This window comes from Pseudodesulfovibrio nedwellii (genome assembly GCF_027923765.1).
In the GTDB taxonomy this organism is placed as follows: Bacteria; Desulfobacterota; Desulfovibrionia; order Desulfovibrionales; family Desulfovibrionaceae; genus Pseudodesulfovibrio; species Pseudodesulfovibrio nedwellii.
Genome location: NZ_AP026709.1, coordinates 2,429,882 through 2,447,686, shown reverse-complemented (window position 1 = coordinate 2,447,686; position 17,805 = coordinate 2,429,882). Strand labels below are relative to the sequence as shown.

The window sequence follows — 17,805 nt, the reverse complement described above, 5'->3', positions numbered from 1 at the left end:
CAGGTACTCGTATCTGTGATGAGACAATAGTGTAGAATTATAAGAGAATGAACGAGGTTGGAGTGAACGTTCTGCCATTCGGAAAAGCTGCGCGATACCTGTGGGTATTATCTGTTGTGCTTCTGGTGCTCATGTGTGCCGGAGGGATTGCTTGTGCGCAGGAGGAAGGGGAGAGCGAGGAACCTGGCGGAGAAAGAGTTCCAGTCGATCCACTCGATATGGTGGAGCAGGAAAAAGGATATACTGACGAAAAACAGCAGGAATGGTCGGAAGTTGTCACCTCTACGGCGAATTGGATGGATGCGTTTTTTGATGACGAATTGTATCGAACCACATCTAATAAAACCTATCTGCGTATCAAGGTGGCGCCGGTTTATAATCACAAAGGATTTTACTTTGACTCTTTGCTTGATTTACGACTTCGACTGCCTAACACCGAACGATGGTTGATTAATTTTGGGACGAGTCTGGATGATGATGAGGGGTTTGGTTCGTCGACTGTCGAAGAGGTCGAGAGCGAAGATTCCGGTGATGACGCGACAAATGCGTATCTCGGTGTCGAAACCTTTTTCAAGCGGACGCGGACCCGGAACATTAGTACCGGTGGTGGTGTGAAATGGCGTCTTGGAAATTCTGCATTATACGGCACTTTGAAGTGGGTGGAGCTGTGGGAATTCGATGATTGGGACATCCGAGCGATACAACGGTTTCGTGTGTATACGGACGAACCCGCTGAATTTAAGACCAAGCTGGAGGGCGACTGGTTTCTGGCTCACAAATATATGCTCAGGACAAGTGGCAGTGCCGTATTTAAATACGATGATCCAAGTAGCTACTATGATTTGGATTTTTCTCTATACCATTTTTTAACCACACGTACGGCTCTGCAATATTCCATAAAAAATGGGTACAAATCAACTGAGGACAGACTTTTTCATTTGGATAAGGTTGTCGGTGAAGTGGAGTATCGCAAGCAGTGGAAGGATTGGTTCTATACCAGTTTGGTTCCTCAGCTGGTCATGAGTGATTCACGGGATTGGCGGTTGGACCCAGGAATCCGATTAAATTTCAATGTGCGCCTCGGGCATGTCGACAAATACGCTTTTCAGTCGTCCTATGACAGAAAGCAACAGGCGAATGAGGTGCGAACGCGTGAACAGCGCGACAAGGCGCTTCAGGAAAGCCACGAGCGGTTGCAGCAATGGCTCCGGTCTGATGATGAGCTTGATGTCCCGCCGCAGCATCGGGATGATTCTCCGTAACGCGAATTCAGCGTTCTTCAATCAATAGAGCCACGATCAGACCGAAAAATCCACCGTGCTGTCCAGTGTATCGCCATCCTAATTGCGTGAGGCAACCGGTACAGGCGATTACCTGCCATTCAAATCCGGGAAACCATGTGAATTCGTCGCTTCGTGGTCCTGTCGGGAGTATGTTTTTGGCTGAAGCAAAGCATCCCAACTCAAAGACCTCGCCGTGCGGATTGAAAAAAACGTGTCTGTGGCTGCCGTCCACCTCCATGCCAAGGTCTTGGCGGGTAATGCGGGAACGGCAGGCCTTGCACAGGAGGCGCGTCCGGTCTTCCGATGTCTCAGCGGCCGGATCCTGTTTTGGTTCTGCGTGTTCAGGATCTGATTCTGGTTTTTCCTCCAGATCATCACGTAACGCCTTGGCCGGCGGCATAAAACATGTGCTGTGCGGGGTCATTTGATAGCTCCTGTTTTCCCTATACGACACCGGGGCGGGAAAATGAAGTATGTTGCTTGACCGGTCGGTTCGACCAACGTAATTTTCGAATATGACGCACAAAAAAGATCCCGGCTATCTTCGTTTATGTGATGGGTGTTGCGACAAATCCGGCACGGCCAAGGAAATGGTCAAGACCGGAGGTTGTACGTGCGATATTTGCGGTTGGGCCTGCAAATGTTGCGGAGACGAAGGCAAGCAGTTTGTGAATAAGGTGCAGGTGAGTACCATTCCCGATGATGGGTGGGATTATCTGCAATGGAAGAATCGTCAGAGCCTTCGACCCCTCAATTGGGAACATCTTTTTCTGCTCAAGGGGCAGGATGAGAGCGGAAACGGATAGTTTAATAATTCCTTCATTATTGTGGAGTATTAGCTATTTATATAGTGCGCTATAAATATCTTTTGTCTATAAATATAGCTCGCTATGTTGTGAGCGCGTTTCTGATGAGTGTGGCGGCGATGGTCCACATGGTCAGGCAAACGACGGAATCGAGTATGCGCCACGTGAAATCGCGTTTGAATAGCGGCGCGAGCATTTGGCCTCCGAGGCTGAGAGCGAGAAACCAGAGCAGTGAAGCGGTGGCTGCACCCAAGCCGAAGATATACCGGTCAGGGACCATGAACTGCCCGCTGACCGAGCCCATGAGAATGATGGTGTCGATGTAGACATGCGGATTGAGCAGGGTCACGGCCATGGTGAGCATGAGGGTATGCTTGAGCCCTTTGCCGGTTTCTTCTTGCGTGTCCATTGAGCCGCCTTTCATGGCTGATCGCAAGGATGAGAATCCGTACCATGTCAGGAAAGCCGCCCCGCCCCAGAGAGCAAATGTGGTCAAGGTCGGGTTGGATGCGACCACAGTGCCGACGCCTGTTACGCCAAGGGTAAGCAGTACCGTGTCACATAATATGCATAATGCGGCCACGGCCAAATGATGATTTCGACGTACGCTTTGCGTCAGGACGAATGCGTTCTGTGCGCCAATGGCGACGATTAGTCCGCCTCCCATCCCAAATCCCTGAATAAACGGTGTCATATATTTTTGCCTTCCCGGACCCCATCCCCTCTTCCTTCCGAAACTTTTTGGTGCCGCTTTGCGGATTGTGGTTGAGGGGAGTTGTCGTTGTGTTGAGCGAGGTATGTAATCTGTCGTTTGTTGTCTTGTGAAACTAATTGTTTTCATGGTCCATTAGAAATGCTAATAATAGCGCATGTTAGATTACAAATTGGTGGAAGCTTTTGCCGTAGTGGTCAGTGAGGGCGGATTTGAGAAGGCGTCCAAGGCGTTACATGTGACGCAGGGGGCTGTTTCTCAGCGGTTGAAATTGCTGGAAGAGCAGGCCGGGTGTGTGTTGTTGGTGCGTTCTTCTCCGCCGAAGCCTACTTCTGCTGGTCGGGAAATGCTTAAGCATTATCGGCAGGTGAAGCGGCTTGAGGATGACCTCGGTCCAGGATTGGGACAGGAGGTGGATGGCTTTACCACGTTACCCGTTGGTATCAATGCGGATTCGTTAGCAACATGGTTCTTTCCGGCAGTTGACCAATATCTCAATACAGAGCCAGTGCTGCTTGATTTGAGTGTGGATGATCAGGCTGAAACGCTTGGTTTATTGCGGGATGGCGATGTACTTGGTTGTATCAGCGATCGATCAACCCCCATGCAGGGATGTCGCGTGGAATATCTTGGAGATATGGTTTACAATTTGTATTCCACTCCGTCTTACAAAGAGAAATGGTTTCATAATGGCGCTTCATTAGAAGCTGTTGAGCAGGCTCCTATCCTTATTTTTAATCGTAAGGATGTCATGCATGGAGACCTTTTTTCACAAGCCTTGGGCCAACGTCCTCGCCGGTATGAAGCTTTTTATCTACCATCTTCAGAGAAGTTTGCGCCGGTTATAGCCTCGGGTCGAGTCTGTGGTATGTTGCCCGCGCAGCACGCTGAGGAGTTTGTTGAACGAGGCGAGCTGATTGATTTGTTGCCGAGGTGTGCGTTTACCGTTCGACTTCATTGGCATTGTTGGAATTTGGTCTCAGATCGGCTGGCCGGATTTACCGATGCGTTGGTCAACGGTGCCCGTAAACTGCTTGTTCAGCGTCCGTGATATTGCCGACCTCTCTGGTTTGTTGTATTCCAACCATGAAAATTATGCATAATCCCATGAAGGAGTTTCATATGAAGCGGTGTGTGTTTGTCTTGTCCCTGTTCTTTCTTTTCAGTGCTTTCGGTTGTTCGAAAACCTATTATTCCACCATGGAATCAATGGGATATGACAAGCGAGAAATCATGACTGATCGGGTGGAAGACGCTCGTGAGTCACAGGAAGAGGCCAAGGAACAGTTCTCCTCTGCGCTGGAACAGTTCAAGTCAGTGGTTAATTTTGACGGTGGCAAGTTGCAGGACGTCTATGAAAAGCTCAATGATGAATATGAGTTGAGTGAAGATCGTGCTTATGATGTTCGCAAGCGCATAGACAAGGTCGAAGATGTCGCTGAGGCTCTGTTCGATGAATGGGCCGAAGAGATTACGCAGTACTCCAGCTCCAAGTTAAGGGCGTCCAGCCAGAGGAAACTGACTGCCACCAAGAGCAAGTACAATGGGTTAATTCGGGCCATGCGCAAGGCTGAAAAGAAGATGTACCCCGTGCTGGCTGCCTTCAAGGATCAGGTGCTTTATCTCAAACACAACCTGAATGCTCAGGCCATCGCCGCACTGGAGGGCGAATTGTCCACCATAAATTCGGATGTGGAATCACTCATCAAGGAAATGGACAAGTCCATTGCCGAGGCGGATTCCTTTATCAAGTCTTTGGAATAGGCGTAGAGTGGATAAAGATTGAAGGGCTTGCAAATATTTTTGCAAGCCCTTTTTTTGTTACGGTCTGTTGTTGAGGATTCCGCGTATTCCGAGCAACCCTTTTTCAAGGTCTGCAAGGGTATCCGTTCCCGTGAGTGAAATGCGGGCAGCGGGTGGGGCCACGTATTCGCCAACAGCAAATTTTTCTGCACCGAAGACGTTGATTCCTTGCTGTTGAGCCTCTTTTTCAAAAGCCTGTCCTGTCCAAGGCTCTGGCAGGTCCAGCCAGAGATAGAAACCACTGTGTTTTCCCCTGAATCGAAATTCGTCAAGCACGTCGCAGGCAAGCATGTATCTGCGACTGGCTGCCATGCGTTTATTTTCCACGACCTGATCAGCCGTGCCGTCATTGATCCACATGGCGGCCAGTTCCCCATTGAGTGACGGTGCCATCCAAATGGTGTTGAGAACCGCTTGGGCCAATGGTTTGAGCATTTGTCTGGGAGCGACAAGGAAGGCGATACGCAATCCGGCTGCAAGGGATTTCGACATGCCAGCTATATACACGCTGCGTTCAGGCGCTCGGTTGGCCACAGGCGTGTTGCCTGTCAGGTCCGTCAGGTCATACGCATCGTCTTCGATAATAATCAGGTCATGCTTTTGTGCGAGATGGGCAATTTCAGTACGGCAGGATTCAGGGATGGTCATGGTGGTAGGATTATGTACACCGGGCATGAGGTAGACCGCTTTGATCTCATCACGGCGACATGCTGCGTCCAGACTGGCCGGGATCATACCGTCGCTGTCCATTTCAATGGGAACAAGCCGAATCCCCAGCATGGAGGCCAATGTCTTCATACCGGGATAAGTCAATGCGTCTGTGGCAATACGGTCACCTGATCGAAGCAGTCCGCTCAGACAACAGGTCAGTGCGTGTTGAGCGCCAGCACAGACAATGACGTTTTCAGCTTCGGTTTCCAATCCGTATCGTGTGGCCCATGCAGCCCCGGCCTTGCGGTGTGACGGCAGGCCGCGGGGATCGGTGTAGCGCATGAAGGACGTGGGGTCTTTGCGTCTGGCAATGCGTCGAAATCCTTCGGTGATATCCGGGTCCATGTGGTGGAGCGGGGCAACCAGTCCCATTTCCAGCATGCCCGGTGTGGTTGGCTCGAATGAAACAAGTGACGTGGATGTGGTGGCATCCGAAGTCACGAATGTTCCGCGCCCGACAGTGCCAGTAACAAGACCGCGTTTTTCGGCTTCCCGATATCCGCGTGTAATGGTGGACACATTCATACCCAGCTCGTCGGCAAGGTCGCGGTGGGTGGGCAGCCGTTCACCGGGGGCAAGTCTGCCCGTTGCGATGTCCTGCTCAATGGCGTCTGCCAACCCCTTGTACAGAGGTTCGATTCCTTCCGTGATGGCCGGTGAATATATTGTCATGCAGACAATATATTCATTGACACCATACAATGTCAAACATAGGCATGCAGCATGGAGAACCGTGTGCTGGTGATTGTCAGCACCTGACCTTGAGGGAGTTATTATGAATTTGGAAACATACACAGCCTTCGCCTTTTTCGCCATTGTGATGACCGGGACTCCCGGTGTGGGCAACCTGACCATGATGGGTATTGGTCAAACCACGGGATTTCGTTCCGCGTTGCCATTTCTGGCTGGAACCGTGGCGGGTATGTTTGCCCTGAATGTCTTTGTAGGGCTTGGTTTGGGCGGGTTGTTTCTGGCGTCACCGAAAATTGCGTGGGGCATGAAGATCGGCGGCATGGGATATATCTGTTATTTGGGCTGGAAGTTGCTCACCATGCAGCTTGCTGTGGGCAGTGTTGATAAGCGGTTTACTTTTTGGGAAGGCGTTGTTTTGCATCCGTTGAACCCGAAAAGTTGGGCCATGTCTGTTGTTGGATTCAGTCAGTTGGCTGATCCGTCTGTGCCGCCCTGGATGCAGATGGCTATTTTTGTCCCCACTTTCATGACATTTCAAGCCCTGTTCCATTCCACATGGGGGCTTGCCGGTGTCGCTATCATGCGCACACTCAAGTCCAGGCGTATTTTGGTCGGAGTAAACTGTTTGCTGGTGGTGGTCATGGTAGGCGCGACTGCATACGCCCTTTTCCTGAGTCCCGCCTAGTCTTTTGGACCGACCATGTTGTCTGGCACCACGAGAAGGTCGAATTCCTGCTCGCTGATCAAGCCGAGTTCCAGAGCGGCTTCCTTGAGTGTCTGTCCGGTTTCATGGGCATGATGCGCGATGGACGCCGCCTTTTCATAGCCGAGAGTCGGGGCCAGTGCCGTGACGAGCATCAGGGATTGTTCGAGATTGGATTCAATGCGTTCTCGGTTCGGTTCCAAACCTTCCAGCAGGTGCTTACGAAAGCTGCGCATGCCATCAGTCAGCAACCGGATGGAATGGAGCACGTTGCGGATAATAAGCGGTTTGTATGCGTTCATCTGGAGCGCGCCGCTTGTGCCGCCCATGGTTACGGCTGCGTCATTGGCGATTACCTGCATGGCAATCATGGTCAGGGCTTCGCACTGTGTCGGGTTGACCTTGCCCGGCATGATGGACGAGCCGGGTTCGTTGGCCGGGAGTATCAACTCGGCAATACCTGTACGGGGGCCGCAGGCTAGCAGCCGAATGTCGTTCGCAATTTTGTTCAGGGCGACGGCCAAGGTTTTGAGGGTGGCTGAAAACTGCACGAGCGCGTCGTGATTTCCTTGATAGGCGAATTTGTTGCTTGCGGGAATAAATGGTTGTCCGGTCAATTTGGAAATGAAGTAAATGGCGTCTTCATCAAATCCAGAATGGGTGTTGATACCCGTTCCAACGGCGGTGCCGCCCAGTGGCAGGGAGTAGACTTCACCCAAAGCGTTATCGAGTCTGTAAAGGGTTTCCTTGAGGATAGTTCCGAATCCTGAAAACTCCTGTCCCAGTGTCAAAGGAGTCGCGTCCTGCATGTGGGTGCGGCCTATTTTGACGATGTCTTTCCACTCTTTTGACTTGGTGAAAAATGTGTCTTTCAGAATACGAAGTGATGGAAGCAGTTTCAAAAAAGTTTGAATAGCAACAGCCATATACATGGCTGACGGAAAGTTATCGTTAGTTGATTGACTTTTGTTGACGTGGTCGTTGGGATGGACCGGGCCCTTGGACCCGAGGGGGTGCTCGGCAAGTTGAGAACACCGGTTGGCTATGACCTCGTTGACGTTCATGTTGTATTGGGTGCCGGACCCGGAAATCCAGACCGGAAGCGGGAACATGTCGTGATGTTGTCCATCGATGATTTCGTCACAGACTCGCGCGATCAAGTCTTTGGTTTTTGTGTCGAGGTGCTTTTTTTTATGGTTGGCGAGCGCGCATGCCTTTTTGAGAATGGCGTATGGGACGATCATTTCCTGTGGCATGCGTTCGTTGTCGATTCGAAAAAGGGTCAGGGCGCGTTGTGTCTGCGCTCCCCATAATGCATTGGCCGGAACGTCAATCGGTCCGAGGCTGTCTGTTTCCGTTCTGAATTCGGTCATGGTCCCCTCCTCTGATTGGTGCTGATGACACTCTATGATGTTCAGTCTGTTTTGTCTGTACCTGTAAGCATTATGTCTGATCCATCCATGGCGATCAGCTTGTCATCGACCATTTTATGCAGGGTGCGCGAGAGGGCCTCTGGAGTGATGCCGATGATCTTGGCGAGTTCCCGGTATGACAGATCAAGGGTGACACGTCCTTCCTGATGACGGCTTTCGAAGTAGGCCATCAATCGGGACGGCACCTGCTTGAGTGACAGGGAATCGATCATGTCCATGGCTTCTTTCAGGCGACGGGACATGACCCGCATCATGACGAGCAGAATGGATGGGTCTTCCCGGACCAACAGTTCGAATTCATCCGGGTTTATGTACAGGATTTTACTGTCTTCCAATGCTCCGAGATTGGCGGGAAGCTTGCCATCGGAAAACGTGGAGCAGAGACAGAACGGCTCTCCTGGCCCGAAGACAAAGATGGTCTGTTCTTTGCCGTCTTCGGATAGCTTGAACAGCTTCACCTGTCCCGAGAGCAGTACATGCATGCCCTGAGCGGATTTGTCTTCACTGAAGAACAGTGATTTTCTGGGGAATTCCATGATTTCTGCATGTGAAGCCAGTCGGTCGAGCTGCTCTTCCTTGAGTTTGGCAAATACCGGAAAATCCCGGATTGCGTCCTTGAGTTCATTTTTTTTCATCAAAAATCCTGAAAAAGTCGTTTGTGTTGATCGAGATCAATGCCGCATATTCTGGATCGGTCTATTTTAAGGGCGACACTGAGACATATCAAGGAGGTCGTCATGAGTGCCCACGTTCATTGTCCGTATTGTTCTGTTGGTCAGGAAACCGCTGAATACAGCGACTACCGTCCTTTCTACGTCAATTGCTCTGATTGTACCAGACGGTTCATCGTAGAGCCGGTGCGTAACGGAGTGGTTGTGTACCGTGACGGTGAGGCTCCGTGTTGTTCCGACCCCGAGTGCCGTGAAACCGAAATGGGCGACTCCGGTCAGGATTGATTGTCCAAGCGAGGAATATTCATGTTCGCATTGCTTCAGAAAATATCTAAAAATCTTGTTGTCGTCATCCCTGTGATGATGGTGGCAGGGTTTGTTTACGGAGTGTCAGCCGATACCGGCTGGCTTAAATCCATGATCGTTCCATTCACCTTCCTCATGGTTTATCCCATGATGGTCACACTCAAGATCAGGAAGGTTTTTGAGGGGGGCGACGTCAAGGCGCAAATACTTACTCAGCTCATTAATTTCGGGCTGATTCCCTTCCTTGCCTTTGGCGTTGGCCTCCTCTTTTTTAAAGACAATCCATACATGGCCCTCGGTCTGCTCTTGGCCGGACTGGTACCCACGAGTGGTATGACCATTTCGTGGACCGGTTTTGCCAAGGGGAACATGTCTGCTGCCATTAAAATGACTGTTATAGGTCTGATTCTGGGGTCTTTGGCCACACCTTTTTATGTACAGGCCTTCATGGGGACGACCATTGATATAAGCCTTTTGGCCGTATTCAGGCAGATTGTTTTCATTGTGTTTTTGCCCATGGTTTTGGGTTTTCTTACTCAATGGTTTCTGGTGAGCCGTTATGGTCAAGGATTATTCCAGAAAGAAATCGGGCCGAAGTTCCCGGCTTTTTCCACGCTGGGCGTTCTCGGTATCGTGTTTGTGGCCTTGGCTCTCAAGGCAAAGACTATTGCCTCGGCTCCCGAAGTACTGCTCGATATCCTTGTCCCGCTCGTGATTATTTACGGCGTGAATTTTGTTTTGAGTACCGTGGTGGGCAAGTTCTTCTTGTCGCGTGGTGATGCTATTGCATTGGTTTATGGCTCGGTCATGCGTAATCTTTCCATTGCATTGGCAATTGCCATTAATGCCTTTGGCACAAAAGGGTCTGATGCCGCGTTGGTTATAGCCATGGCGTATGTCATTCAGGTTCAGTCAGCTGCTTGGTACGTCCGCTTCACTCCGAAAATCTTTGGCGATTCACAAGCCGAGTCCATGCAAGGTGCTGTTACAGTCCCGGTGAAGGGATGATTGATCGATTTCATGAAATATGGACATCAAACATGAAAACATGCACATATAGACAGATGAAAGTTTTTTCCGGAGCGCATGGGCCTCCGGGGAGGGGTACCGAGAGTAACAGGAGGTTGAACATGACCATTTGCAATCGGCGATGGCTGTTGACGGTCCTGGCGGTGTTGTTCGTGATGGTTTATGCCGGGAGCGCATGGGCCGCAGTGGAGCACGAGAACGCGCCGGGCAGAAAATTGGCCATTCAGGCGACCAAGGCGAAACCGCTTATTCAGACTATCACGGCTGATCACAGCAAGTTCGCACAACTGCAATTTGATCCGGAAAAACAAAAGACCATGCGACCTGAAGAGGTCACGCAAGCCTGCCTCGGTTGTCATAACAAGGCGGCTTTGCAGTTTCATCAGACCATTCATTGGACATGGCGGGATGAAGACGAAGCCGGAAATCCGGCAAAGTTCGGCAAGGGCGGAATATCCGTCAACAATTTTTGAATAAACACCGCAAGCAACGAGGCTCGTTGCACATCATGTCATGCCGGTTATGGATGGAAGGACAACAGTTTTGATTTTACTTCTCAGGAGAAAGTCGACTGTCTTGTCTGTCACGAAAAAACCGGAACCTACAAAAAGTTTCCGTCCGGTGCGGGTTATCCCGCCAAATATGTCGAGGACCCGGAAAATCCGGGTACGCAGAAGGGCGTGGTCTTCAAATCAAACGGCAAGACCTATTATGCACCTGACTGGGCCAAGGTTGCCCAATCCGTTGGCCGTCCGGAACGCAAGAACTGCGGTTCCTGCCATTTCTTTGGTGGTGGGGCTGATGCGGTCAAGCACGGCGATCTTGATTCCTCCTTGGTCAAACCTGACAAGAATCTCGATGTCCATATGGGGACCAAGGAGTCCGGCGGTCAGGACTTTGCCTGTACCCGTTGTCACACTACACGCAACCACCATGTCGCCGGGCGTATTTATGAGAAGCCTGCGGCTTTGGAACGCAAGAGTCTGCTTCAGGATGACCTTGGCGACAAGATCATGTGTGAATCCTGCCACGGCAGTCAGCCCCACATGAGCGGTGGTATGTTCTCCAAGTTGAATGATCACACCGACAAGGTGGCGTGTCAGTCATGCCATATTCCCGAATTTGCTCGTGCCCAATCCACCAAAATGTGGTGGGATTGGTCCAAGGCAGGGCAACTTATGGACGGCAAAGCCAAGATCAAGGGACCAGATGGCAAGCCTGTCTTCCTGAAGAAGAAAGGGGAGTTTGTCTGGGAAAAGGATGTTGTACCTGAATATTATTGGTTCGACGGAACTATGGACCATGTCACCACGGAAGATGCCATTGATCCTACCGAAGAAGTTTGGCTGAACCGGCCAAATGGTGACAGGAACGATCCGAATTCCCGCATCATGCCGTTCAAGGTGCACCGGGCCATGTCTCCATATGATAAGGTCAACAAGACCATGGTCATTCCGCATCTCTTCCCCTTCGACAAGAAGGACAAGACTGCATACTGGAAGGAGTTTGATTGGGAAAAGGCCATTGAAGTGGGTATGAAGTATGCCGGACAGACGTACAGTGGAGAATTTGGGTTTGTGGAGACGACATACGCTTTCCCGACTACGCATATGGTTGCACCCCGTGAGAACGCGTTGAAGTGCGCCCAGTGCCATAATCCTGAAGGGCGACTCAAGGACCTGACGGGATTCTATATGCCGGGTCGGGACAAGTATCAGCTTGTGGATTCCGCAGGGTGGTTTGGCGCAGGAGCCGCATTATTGGCTGTTATCATTCATGGTATTATGCGCTTTGTCTCCGGTCTCAGAAGGAAGGAGGATTAGTCCATGAGTCAACAATCAATGAAAAAAATATACCTGTATTCCAAGTTTGAGCGTTTCTGGCACTGGTTTCAGGCCATCATGATTATCCTGCTTCTGGCCACTGGTTTTGAAGTGCATGGCACGTTTGAGCTGTTTGGTTTTATGGGGGCGGTTGATCTGCACAACACCTTGGGGCTGCTGTGGCTCGGCATGTTTTTCTTCTTTGCCTTTTGGATGTTCGTAACCCACGAATACAAACAATACATTCCGACCACCAAGAAGCTTTTCGAGGTGGCCATGTATTATGGATCAGGCATCTTCAAGGGAGAAGAGCACCCTGTGCACAAGTCCAAGAGCGCAAAGCATAATCCCATGCAACGACTGACCTATCTGGCATTGACGGCCATGCTGTTGCCATTCCAGATGGTGACTGGTTTCCTGTACTGGGGATACAACGATTGGGCCAATTGGGGGTTGTCATTCCTCTCACTTGAAGTGATAGGTTTGTTGCATCTGATTGGCGGGTTTTCTATCCTTATCTTCCTCATTGTTCACGTTTACATGACGACCACCGGACATTCTGTCACCGCGCATATTGCAGCCATGTTCTCCGGTTGGGAAGAAGTTCCCGAGGGCTTTGAAGTAGAGGAATGGGAAAAGAAAGCATAATCGGGTTTATCTATGAAATTAAAAGGCCCCTGTTTTGGCAGGGGCCTTTTTCGTTATTCTTTGCATGCCGGGGAGTCTCGGCATCCAAAGAATTGAATCCGTTGGAAGAGAGCCGGATATCGTTGATGGTATCCGGCTCTTTGTTGTTAGAACCGTTCGAAGTCTTCGTCCTCATTCATTTCCAATGCGACACCACCTTGTGTGCTCTGGGTTGGGGCCTGAGGAGCAGACTGTGTTGTGCTCAGCGCTTGTGCAGGCTTCCTGGTTGCTACGACTTGCCGGGGTTGCTGGTAACCGCCTTCATCAAGTTTGAAGAAGGAGACGGTGGACTGGAGCTGTGTGGCCTGAGCGGACAGCTGGGATGATGTCGAAGACATCTCTTCCGAGGCTGCGGCGTTTTGCTGCACAACGCTGTCGAGTTGCTGAATCGCTGTATTGATCTGGGAGGCACCTGCATTTTGCTCATTACTGGCAGTGGTGATTTCTTCGACCAGTTCAGCTGTGCGTTGGATGTCCGGGACCAACTTGCCAAGCAGTTCGCCTGCACGGTCAGCCACGTCTACGCTTTCGGTTGCCAGCAGGCTGATTTCACCCGCTGCGACACCTGAGCGTTCCGCCAGCTTTCTGACTTCGGCTGCGACCACCGCAAAGCCTTTGCCGTGTTCGCCTGCGCGGGCTGCTTCAATGGCCGCGTTCAAGGCGAGTAGATTGGTCTGTCGGGCTATTTCTTCAATGATACTGATCTTGTCAGCGATTTCCCGCATGGCTGTGACGGCTTCGGATACGGCTTCGCCGCCTTCTTCTGCCTGCTTGGCAGCGCCGTCCGCAAGGGTTTGTGTCTGGGCGGCGTTTTCAGCATTCTGGCTGATATTGGAGGCCATTTCTTCCATGCTGGAGGAAACTTCCTCAATGGAGGCAGCCTGTTCCGTTGCGCCTTGCGACAGCGCGATGGAAGTAGAAGAGAGCTCTTCTGAACCAGAGGCGACGTTATTGGTCACACCGCGTACTTCACCAACCACGCTTCTGAGGTTTGCACCCATTTCCGCGAGCGTTGAGGCCATGACACCAATTTCGTCTTTCTGGTTGATATCGAGTTGCGCCATGAGATTGCCTGCGGCAATTTCCTTGGCAAATTCGACGGCCTTGATCAGGGAACTGGTGATGGCCCTTGCGAGTAGAACAACGACAACCACAACCAGAAGGATTGCGGCTATGGTCAAGATAACGCTTAACTGCAGGAATGCATCGGCATCTTCATATATTTTGTCTTTGGGAATGGCGATACCAATGGACCATGGGGAACCTGTTCCGTTTACCAGAATTGGCTGTAATTCGAAAAGGTATTCCATGTTGTCTAGTGGCGATACAATAAAGCCCTCAAACTTCTTGCCGTTTTCTAGCGAAGAGAGAATCGTGGTCTTTAATTCGGGCGGGAAAGCTTCGGTGATATTTTTCCCCACGATATTGCTGTTCGGGTGGGCTACACAGTAGCCTTTATTTGAAGCGATGAAGGCGTAACCGCTTTCCATCGGTTTAATTCCATCCACCATTTTTTGGAAAGCACTTAGAACAAAGTCGATGCCGACAATACCGATGAACTTGCCGTTTTCCCGGATGGGAACACTGATGGTGGACATGTTCGTCTTGGCAACCTCAGTGTAATACGGTTCCGTCAGGAACGGTCCGTCTTTGTCTCGAGGGCCTTTGTACCATGCGCGTGTATTCGGATAATCGTATGAGGTGAGGTTAACGACTTTTAGTGTGCCGCCTTCCTTCCACCAGTAGTTACCGTAAGCACCACCCATGTGTTCCCACATGGGGTCGCCTGTCGCATGGAATTCGGCATCTTTGTTATCCAAGGCATTTGGCTCGAAGCAGGACTGAATGCCATAAAAAGTATCATCGGAAAGAGCGACTTGTTTTTGGACTTCGTCGATGATGGTGCGATCGATGATATCCCGGTCCTTGACCATGCCTCCGAATATGGCAGATGTCGTGATAGCGGCATCAAGTGCTTTTTCAATGTTGTTTTTGACTTGATTGCCATACCGGTTGGCCATCTCATCCGCGATTTCCTTGGCGGAATCGATAGAAATGGTTTGCGTCTTTGAGACGACAATCGCTGTGTACACCACGAGGATGAGGGAAACGATAAGACAAACACTTCCCCCGATTTTTATCCTTAGTGAAAGATCTTTGAACGCCATACGATACTCCCTTAAAGTTTTATTTACGCTCAAGATATCCATCTAGACCTTTTAGTCATATTATATATTTTATTTTTTATGCGAGGTTGGAGAATGCAATTTATGGCATTATGTATTTAAAATAATATATTAAACTGTTGTTTTGATGTCGTGTTCTTTTCCATGAAAAGTGAAAGAGGGTTTGGCTTCCCCGTTTTTTCTCGACTATTGTGTTTTCTTGATATACCGCTATACGTAATAGGTCTGAATAGTTGAGCAAGTGAACATGGAGCGCGTCCGAACCATGGGATGCTTTGAAGAACCAACGAATGTTCGCGGGATGAACGAGCTTATTACCGGGTTGATGCCCGGCATCCTTGCTCATGCCAACCGTATGCTTGGCTCCGATGATCAAGCACAAGATGTTGTTCAAGAGTCCTTACTCATAGCCTATTCACGGCTGGATCAACTGCGGGAAGTGGATCGTTTTCCGGCATGGCTCAGGGCGATAGTCGTGTCTCAGTGTCATCGTCAGTTGCGGGTTCGAGGGCGAGAAATTTCTTTGGATGGTCTGGCTCGATTTCAACCTCTTGCCCCGAAGTCTTTTGACCCTTCATTGAGTTACGAATCCAAGTGTTTTCGTTCTGCGGCAAGTCATGCCATTTCTCAATTGTCCGCGCCCTTGCGGGATGTCTGCCAACTGTATTTCGAATCCGGCTATTCAGTGGGAGAAGTCGCTGACGCCCTTTCCTTGAAAAGAGGAACCGTACGCAAGCGGTTGCACAGTGCTTGCCCATTACTTTCTAATATGTTGGAAAAGCATGTCAGTGAACCCGCCATCAAGGTCGGTTATCTTCCCATATCGGATCATTTGCTGGGCATGGTAGCCCATCGCCTAGGCATGGGACGCAATTCCCGGATTCATATGAAGCGCTTTCTGTCTTGGACCGCGCTTGCCAATGCTTTGCGTCAGGGAACAATCAACGCGGCATTTATCATGGCACCTCTGGCCATGCAGTTGTGCAATTCCGGGACACCGCTTAAATACATTATGGATGGGCATCACGATGGGAGTTCACTGACAACTTCCGTTGAAAAGATGCAGGGAAAACTTGTGGGCGTCCCTGGCAAATATTCCACGCATCGTGTCCTGCTCGGCAAGTTGGCTCAGGATCAACCGGGGAATTGGGGCAATGTCAGTACTGCCGATACCAACCCTTCCTACGTCATCAGTTCCTTGAAGCGACAGTTGATAGACGCCTTTTTTTGTGCCGAACCGTGGAGTACGAAGTGCGTTAGTGAAGGCGGAGCTGATGTGCAGATTCGTTCCAAGGAGATTGCGCCGGGACATATTTGTTGTGTGGTTGCCGTTCGTGAGGACTTCTTTAATGCTTATCCTGAACTGGTGAGTGATTATGTCCGCATTTTATATCAGGCCAGAGACAAACTTCATACGGATATTGATTACTGTGCCGCGACCCAGGCCGTATATACTGGCGTATCTCGGGATCTTGCAGCCAAAGTTCTTGAAGAAAAAATTGTCACATTTGATGATTTGAGTCCTGATCGGGGGCGTATTCATGAGTTTATGCAATTGGCCATTGCCAGTGGTGTACTGTCTTCCTCATGTGATCTCGATGAATTCGTCTGTGATGAATTCTGTTGAAGAGAGATCATTCTTTTCTTTTCGAGCCTGCCCTTCAAAAAAAGATATTTTCCAACACCTCTTTTTTGTTTGTTTTTTTATAAAAACTTCATATTTTCTCCTTATACAGGTAACTTTTTCCTGTGCTCATGGCTCTTATTTGTGTGGACGGCAAAAACGTCTGCGCGCAGTGCACGGCGCTGGCTGGTGGAAAGATAGGATAACCATGCAAGCGATTGCGGAGAGAGTGAAGGGATGCGTTCTTGTATCAGAGGCGCATTTTATCGAATGGGAGAATTGGATGCCTTTGAGTTCTGAAAAACATCTGATGGAAGTCGCAGACGTGTGCGACAAGAAGTGGGGAATGCTTCGGGAAAGGCCGTTGGCCTTTTCCATATCCGCATTTGCGGGAGGGGCATTTGTTTGCTTTGGCGCTATGCTGGCATTGGCTGTTTCTGCCGGAGTGCCGAGCAATCTGGCACCGGGCTTGGCCAATCTGCTCATGGGACTCGTGTTCATGTTTTCGTTGGTCATCATCATGTTTAGCGGCATGACGCTTGTCACTGCAGATATGGCCTATGGGTTGGTTGGAGTGTTCCAGGATCGCATCACTTGGCGACAGTTCGTCTGTGGTGTTTTTGTGGGGTATATTGGTAATTTCGTCGGCTCCATGACGTTCATGTGGATTATGAGTAAAGGCGGCGGTTATCACGCTTTGCCTTGGCTTATGCGAGCCCATGAAATTGGCTTGGCAAAGACCGGCGAGACCGCCATGGAAATCTTTGTCATGGGTATAATTTGTACTTGGACCCTGCAATCCGCAGCTATCCTTTTCATGAAAACTAATGACGACATGAGCAAGATCGTCCTGACTGCATATGGCCCTCTGGCATTTGTGGCAGGAATGAATGAACACTGTATAGCGAACATCGGTTTTTTGGCCGTGCCGCTTTTCCAACAAGACATGTGGGTTGAGGCCGTTTCCGGTATGAACAACGTCGTTCCAGTGCTGATGCACTGGGGGTTCGGCAAGTTTGGTTGGGCGCATAATCAACTCTTTACGGTCATGGGTAATGCCATTGGTGGAACGCTTTTCGTGGCGGTCGTGTTCCAGTTGGTGGCAGATCCTCTCAAACTCAAGGATTTGTACCGCAAACGTCATGAACTCATGGCTGCCGACGGGGAACTTAAGGAGGTGGAATGAACTTCGATTACAGTCCTTTCAATCCGTTAATTTGGGGCGTCTTTATAGCTGTATGGGCTTTTATTTGGATCATCGGGAATGCGTATAGAAAAAAATACCGCTTTAAAGAAGATAGTCATAAAAAGTAAATGAAAATGTGTTTTCTGCGA

General features: G+C 50.1%; 17 protein-coding genes. 11 read left to right on the top strand and 6 right to left on the bottom strand.

Going from position 1 to position 17,805, the window contains the following annotated elements; all coding sequences use genetic code 11:
- The first annotated feature begins 62 nt into the window (after positions 1-62).
- Complete coding sequence (locus SYK_RS11500; RefSeq protein WP_281760409.1) at positions 63-1,262, top strand: hypothetical protein; 1,200 nt, start codon at positions 63-65, stop codon at positions 1,260-1,262.
- Between the two features lie 7 nt (positions 1,263-1,269).
- On the opposite strand, the gene SYK_RS11495 is transcribed toward SYK_RS11500, so the two are convergent.
- Entirely contained in the window at positions 1,270-1,707 is a 438-nt protein-coding gene (locus SYK_RS11495) for a cereblon family protein (RefSeq protein ID WP_281760408.1), read from the bottom strand.
- A gap of 91 nt (positions 1,708-1,798) precedes the next feature.
- On the opposite strand from SYK_RS11495, the gene SYK_RS11490 reads away from it, so the two are divergent.
- Positions 1,799-2,089, top strand: a complete 291-nt coding sequence (locus tag SYK_RS11490; protein ID WP_281760407.1) for a hypothetical protein — start codon at positions 1,799-1,801, stop codon at positions 2,087-2,089.
- Positions 2,090-2,171: 82 nt separating this feature from the next.
- Here the strand turns inward: SYK_RS11490 and SYK_RS11485 are convergent, their stop codons facing one another.
- Complete coding sequence (locus tag SYK_RS11485; RefSeq protein WP_281760406.1) at positions 2,172-2,783, bottom strand: LysE/ArgO family amino acid transporter; 612 nt, start codon at positions 2,781-2,783, stop codon at positions 2,172-2,174.
- Positions 2,784-2,958: 175 nt separating this feature from the next.
- Here SYK_RS11485 and SYK_RS11480 point away from each other — a divergent pair, with 175 nt between their 5' ends.
- Together SYK_RS11480 and SYK_RS11475 are read left to right on the top strand one after the other, a co-directional pair.
- Positions 2,959-3,852: a LysR family transcriptional regulator ArgP gene (locus SYK_RS11480; protein ID WP_281760405.1), complete on the top strand. Its 894-nt coding sequence runs from the start codon at positions 2,959-2,961 to the stop codon at positions 3,850-3,852.
- Positions 3,853-3,887: 35 nt separating this feature from the next.
- A complete protein-coding gene (locus SYK_RS11475) occupies positions 3,888-4,565 on the top strand; it encodes a DUF2959 domain-containing protein (RefSeq protein ID WP_353618227.1) in 678 nt (225 codons plus the stop codon).
- A 57-nt stretch (positions 4,566-4,622) separates the two neighbouring features.
- On the opposite strand, the gene SYK_RS11470 is transcribed toward SYK_RS11475, so the two are convergent.
- Positions 4,623-5,987, bottom strand: a complete 1,365-nt coding sequence (locus SYK_RS11470) for an aminotransferase-like domain-containing protein (RefSeq protein WP_281760404.1) — start codon at positions 5,985-5,987, stop codon at positions 4,623-4,625.
- 103 nt (positions 5,988-6,090) lie between these two features.
- Between SYK_RS11470 and SYK_RS11465 the strand changes: the two genes are divergently transcribed.
- Positions 6,091-6,693: a LysE family translocator gene (locus SYK_RS11465; RefSeq protein ID WP_281760403.1), complete on the top strand. Its 603-nt coding sequence runs from the start codon at positions 6,091-6,093 to the stop codon at positions 6,691-6,693.
- Here the strand turns inward: SYK_RS11465 and SYK_RS11460 are convergent.
- Complete coding sequence (locus tag SYK_RS11460) at positions 6,690-8,084, bottom strand: class II fumarate hydratase (protein WP_281760402.1); 1,395 nt, start codon at positions 8,082-8,084, stop codon at positions 6,690-6,692. The two genes, SYK_RS11465 and SYK_RS11460, sit on opposite strands and share 4 nt — an antisense overlap.
- Before the next feature lie 41 nt (positions 8,085-8,125).
- Positions 8,126-8,779 (bottom strand): Crp/Fnr family transcriptional regulator, encoded by a 654-nt coding sequence (locus SYK_RS11455; RefSeq protein ID WP_281760401.1) that lies wholly within the window; start codon positions 8,777-8,779, stop codon positions 8,126-8,128.
- 102 nt (positions 8,780-8,881) lie between these two features.
- Between SYK_RS11455 and SYK_RS11450 the strand changes: the two genes are divergently transcribed.
- The 4 genes from SYK_RS11450 to SYK_RS11430 all read left to right on the top strand — a co-directional run bounded on the left by SYK_RS11450 (position 8,882) and on the right by SYK_RS11430 (position 12,621).
- A complete protein-coding gene (locus SYK_RS11450; RefSeq protein ID WP_281760400.1) occupies positions 8,882-9,100 on the top strand; it encodes a hypothetical protein in 219 nt (72 codons plus the stop codon).
- A 21-nt stretch (positions 9,101-9,121) separates the two neighbouring features.
- Positions 9,122-10,129: an arsenic resistance protein gene (locus SYK_RS11445; protein ID WP_281760399.1), complete on the top strand. Its 1,008-nt coding sequence runs from the start codon at positions 9,122-9,124 to the stop codon at positions 10,127-10,129.
- A gap of 122 nt (positions 10,130-10,251) precedes the next feature.
- Positions 10,252-11,973 carry a tetrathionate reductase family octaheme c-type cytochrome gene (locus SYK_RS11435; RefSeq protein ID WP_431194110.1) on the top strand — a complete coding sequence of 574 codons (1,722 nt, stop codon included), beginning with the start codon at positions 10,252-10,254 and terminating at the stop codon, positions 11,971-11,973.
- Positions 11,974-11,976: 3 nt separating this feature from the next.
- On the top strand, positions 11,977-12,621 hold the full coding sequence (locus tag SYK_RS11430; protein WP_281760397.1) for a cytochrome b/b6 domain-containing protein: 645 nt from the start codon (positions 11,977-11,979) through the stop codon (positions 12,619-12,621).
- A 146-nt stretch (positions 12,622-12,767) separates the two neighbouring features.
- Here the strand turns inward: SYK_RS11430 and SYK_RS11425 are convergent, their stop codons facing one another.
- Complete coding sequence (locus tag SYK_RS11425) at positions 12,768-14,828, bottom strand: methyl-accepting chemotaxis protein (protein ID WP_281760396.1); 2,061 nt, start codon at positions 14,826-14,828, stop codon at positions 12,768-12,770.
- A 265-nt stretch (positions 14,829-15,093) separates the two neighbouring features.
- On the opposite strand from SYK_RS11425, the gene SYK_RS11420 reads away from it, so the two are divergent.
- Positions 15,094-16,473 (top strand): sigma-70 family RNA polymerase sigma factor, encoded by a 1,380-nt coding sequence (locus SYK_RS11420; RefSeq protein WP_281760395.1) that lies wholly within the window; start codon positions 15,094-15,096, stop codon positions 16,471-16,473.
- Positions 16,474-16,753: 280 nt separating this feature from the next.
- A complete protein-coding gene (locus tag SYK_RS11415; RefSeq protein ID WP_281760394.1) occupies positions 16,754-17,656 on the top strand; it encodes a formate/nitrite transporter family protein in 903 nt (300 codons plus the stop codon).
- The last annotated feature ends 149 nt before the right edge of the window (positions 17,657-17,805 follow it).

Excerpts from the sequence above, each read along its gene's own strand:
- SYK_RS11415 (WP_281760394.1), top strand. The coding sequence starts at position 16,754 with ATGCCTTTGAGTTCTGAAAAACATCTGATGGAAGTCGCAGACGTGTGC.
- SYK_RS11445 (WP_281760399.1), top strand. The coding sequence starts at position 9,122 with ATGTTCGCATTGCTTCAGAAAATATCTAAAAATCTTGTTGTCGTCATC.
- SYK_RS11475 (WP_353618227.1), top strand. The coding sequence starts at position 3,888 with ATGAAAATTATGCATAATCCCATGAAGGAGTTTCATATGAAGCGGTGT.
- SYK_RS11480 (WP_281760405.1), top strand. The coding sequence starts at position 2,959 with ATGTTAGATTACAAATTGGTGGAAGCTTTTGCCGTAGTGGTCAGTGAG.
- SYK_RS11420 (WP_281760395.1), top strand. The coding sequence starts at position 15,094 with ATGGAGCGCGTCCGAACCATGGGATGCTTTGAAGAACCAACGAATGTT.
- SYK_RS11470 (WP_281760404.1), bottom strand. The coding sequence starts at position 5,987 with ATGACAATATATTCACCGGCCATCACGGAAGGAATCGAACCTCTGTAC.
- SYK_RS11430 (WP_281760397.1), top strand. The coding sequence starts at position 11,977 with ATGAGTCAACAATCAATGAAAAAAATATACCTGTATTCCAAGTTTGAG.
- SYK_RS11455 (WP_281760401.1), bottom strand. The coding sequence starts at position 8,779 with ATGAAAAAAAATGAACTCAAGGACGCAATCCGGGATTTTCCGGTATTT.
- SYK_RS11490 (WP_281760407.1), top strand. The coding sequence starts at position 1,799 with ATGACGCACAAAAAAGATCCCGGCTATCTTCGTTTATGTGATGGGTGT.
- SYK_RS11450 (WP_281760400.1), top strand. The coding sequence starts at position 8,882 with ATGAGTGCCCACGTTCATTGTCCGTATTGTTCTGTTGGTCAGGAAACC.
- SYK_RS11460 (WP_281760402.1), bottom strand. The coding sequence starts at position 8,084 with ATGACCGAATTCAGAACGGAAACAGACAGCCTCGGACCGATTGACGTT.
- SYK_RS11485 (WP_281760406.1), bottom strand. The coding sequence starts at position 2,783 with ATGACACCGTTTATTCAGGGATTTGGGATGGGAGGCGGACTAATCGTC.
- SYK_RS11425 (WP_281760396.1), bottom strand. The coding sequence starts at position 14,828 with ATGGCGTTCAAAGATCTTTCACTAAGGATAAAAATCGGGGGAAGTGTT.
- SYK_RS11465 (WP_281760403.1), top strand. The coding sequence starts at position 6,091 with ATGAATTTGGAAACATACACAGCCTTCGCCTTTTTCGCCATTGTGATG.
- SYK_RS11495 (WP_281760408.1), bottom strand. The coding sequence starts at position 1,707 with ATGACCCCGCACAGCACATGTTTTATGCCGCCGGCCAAGGCGTTACGT.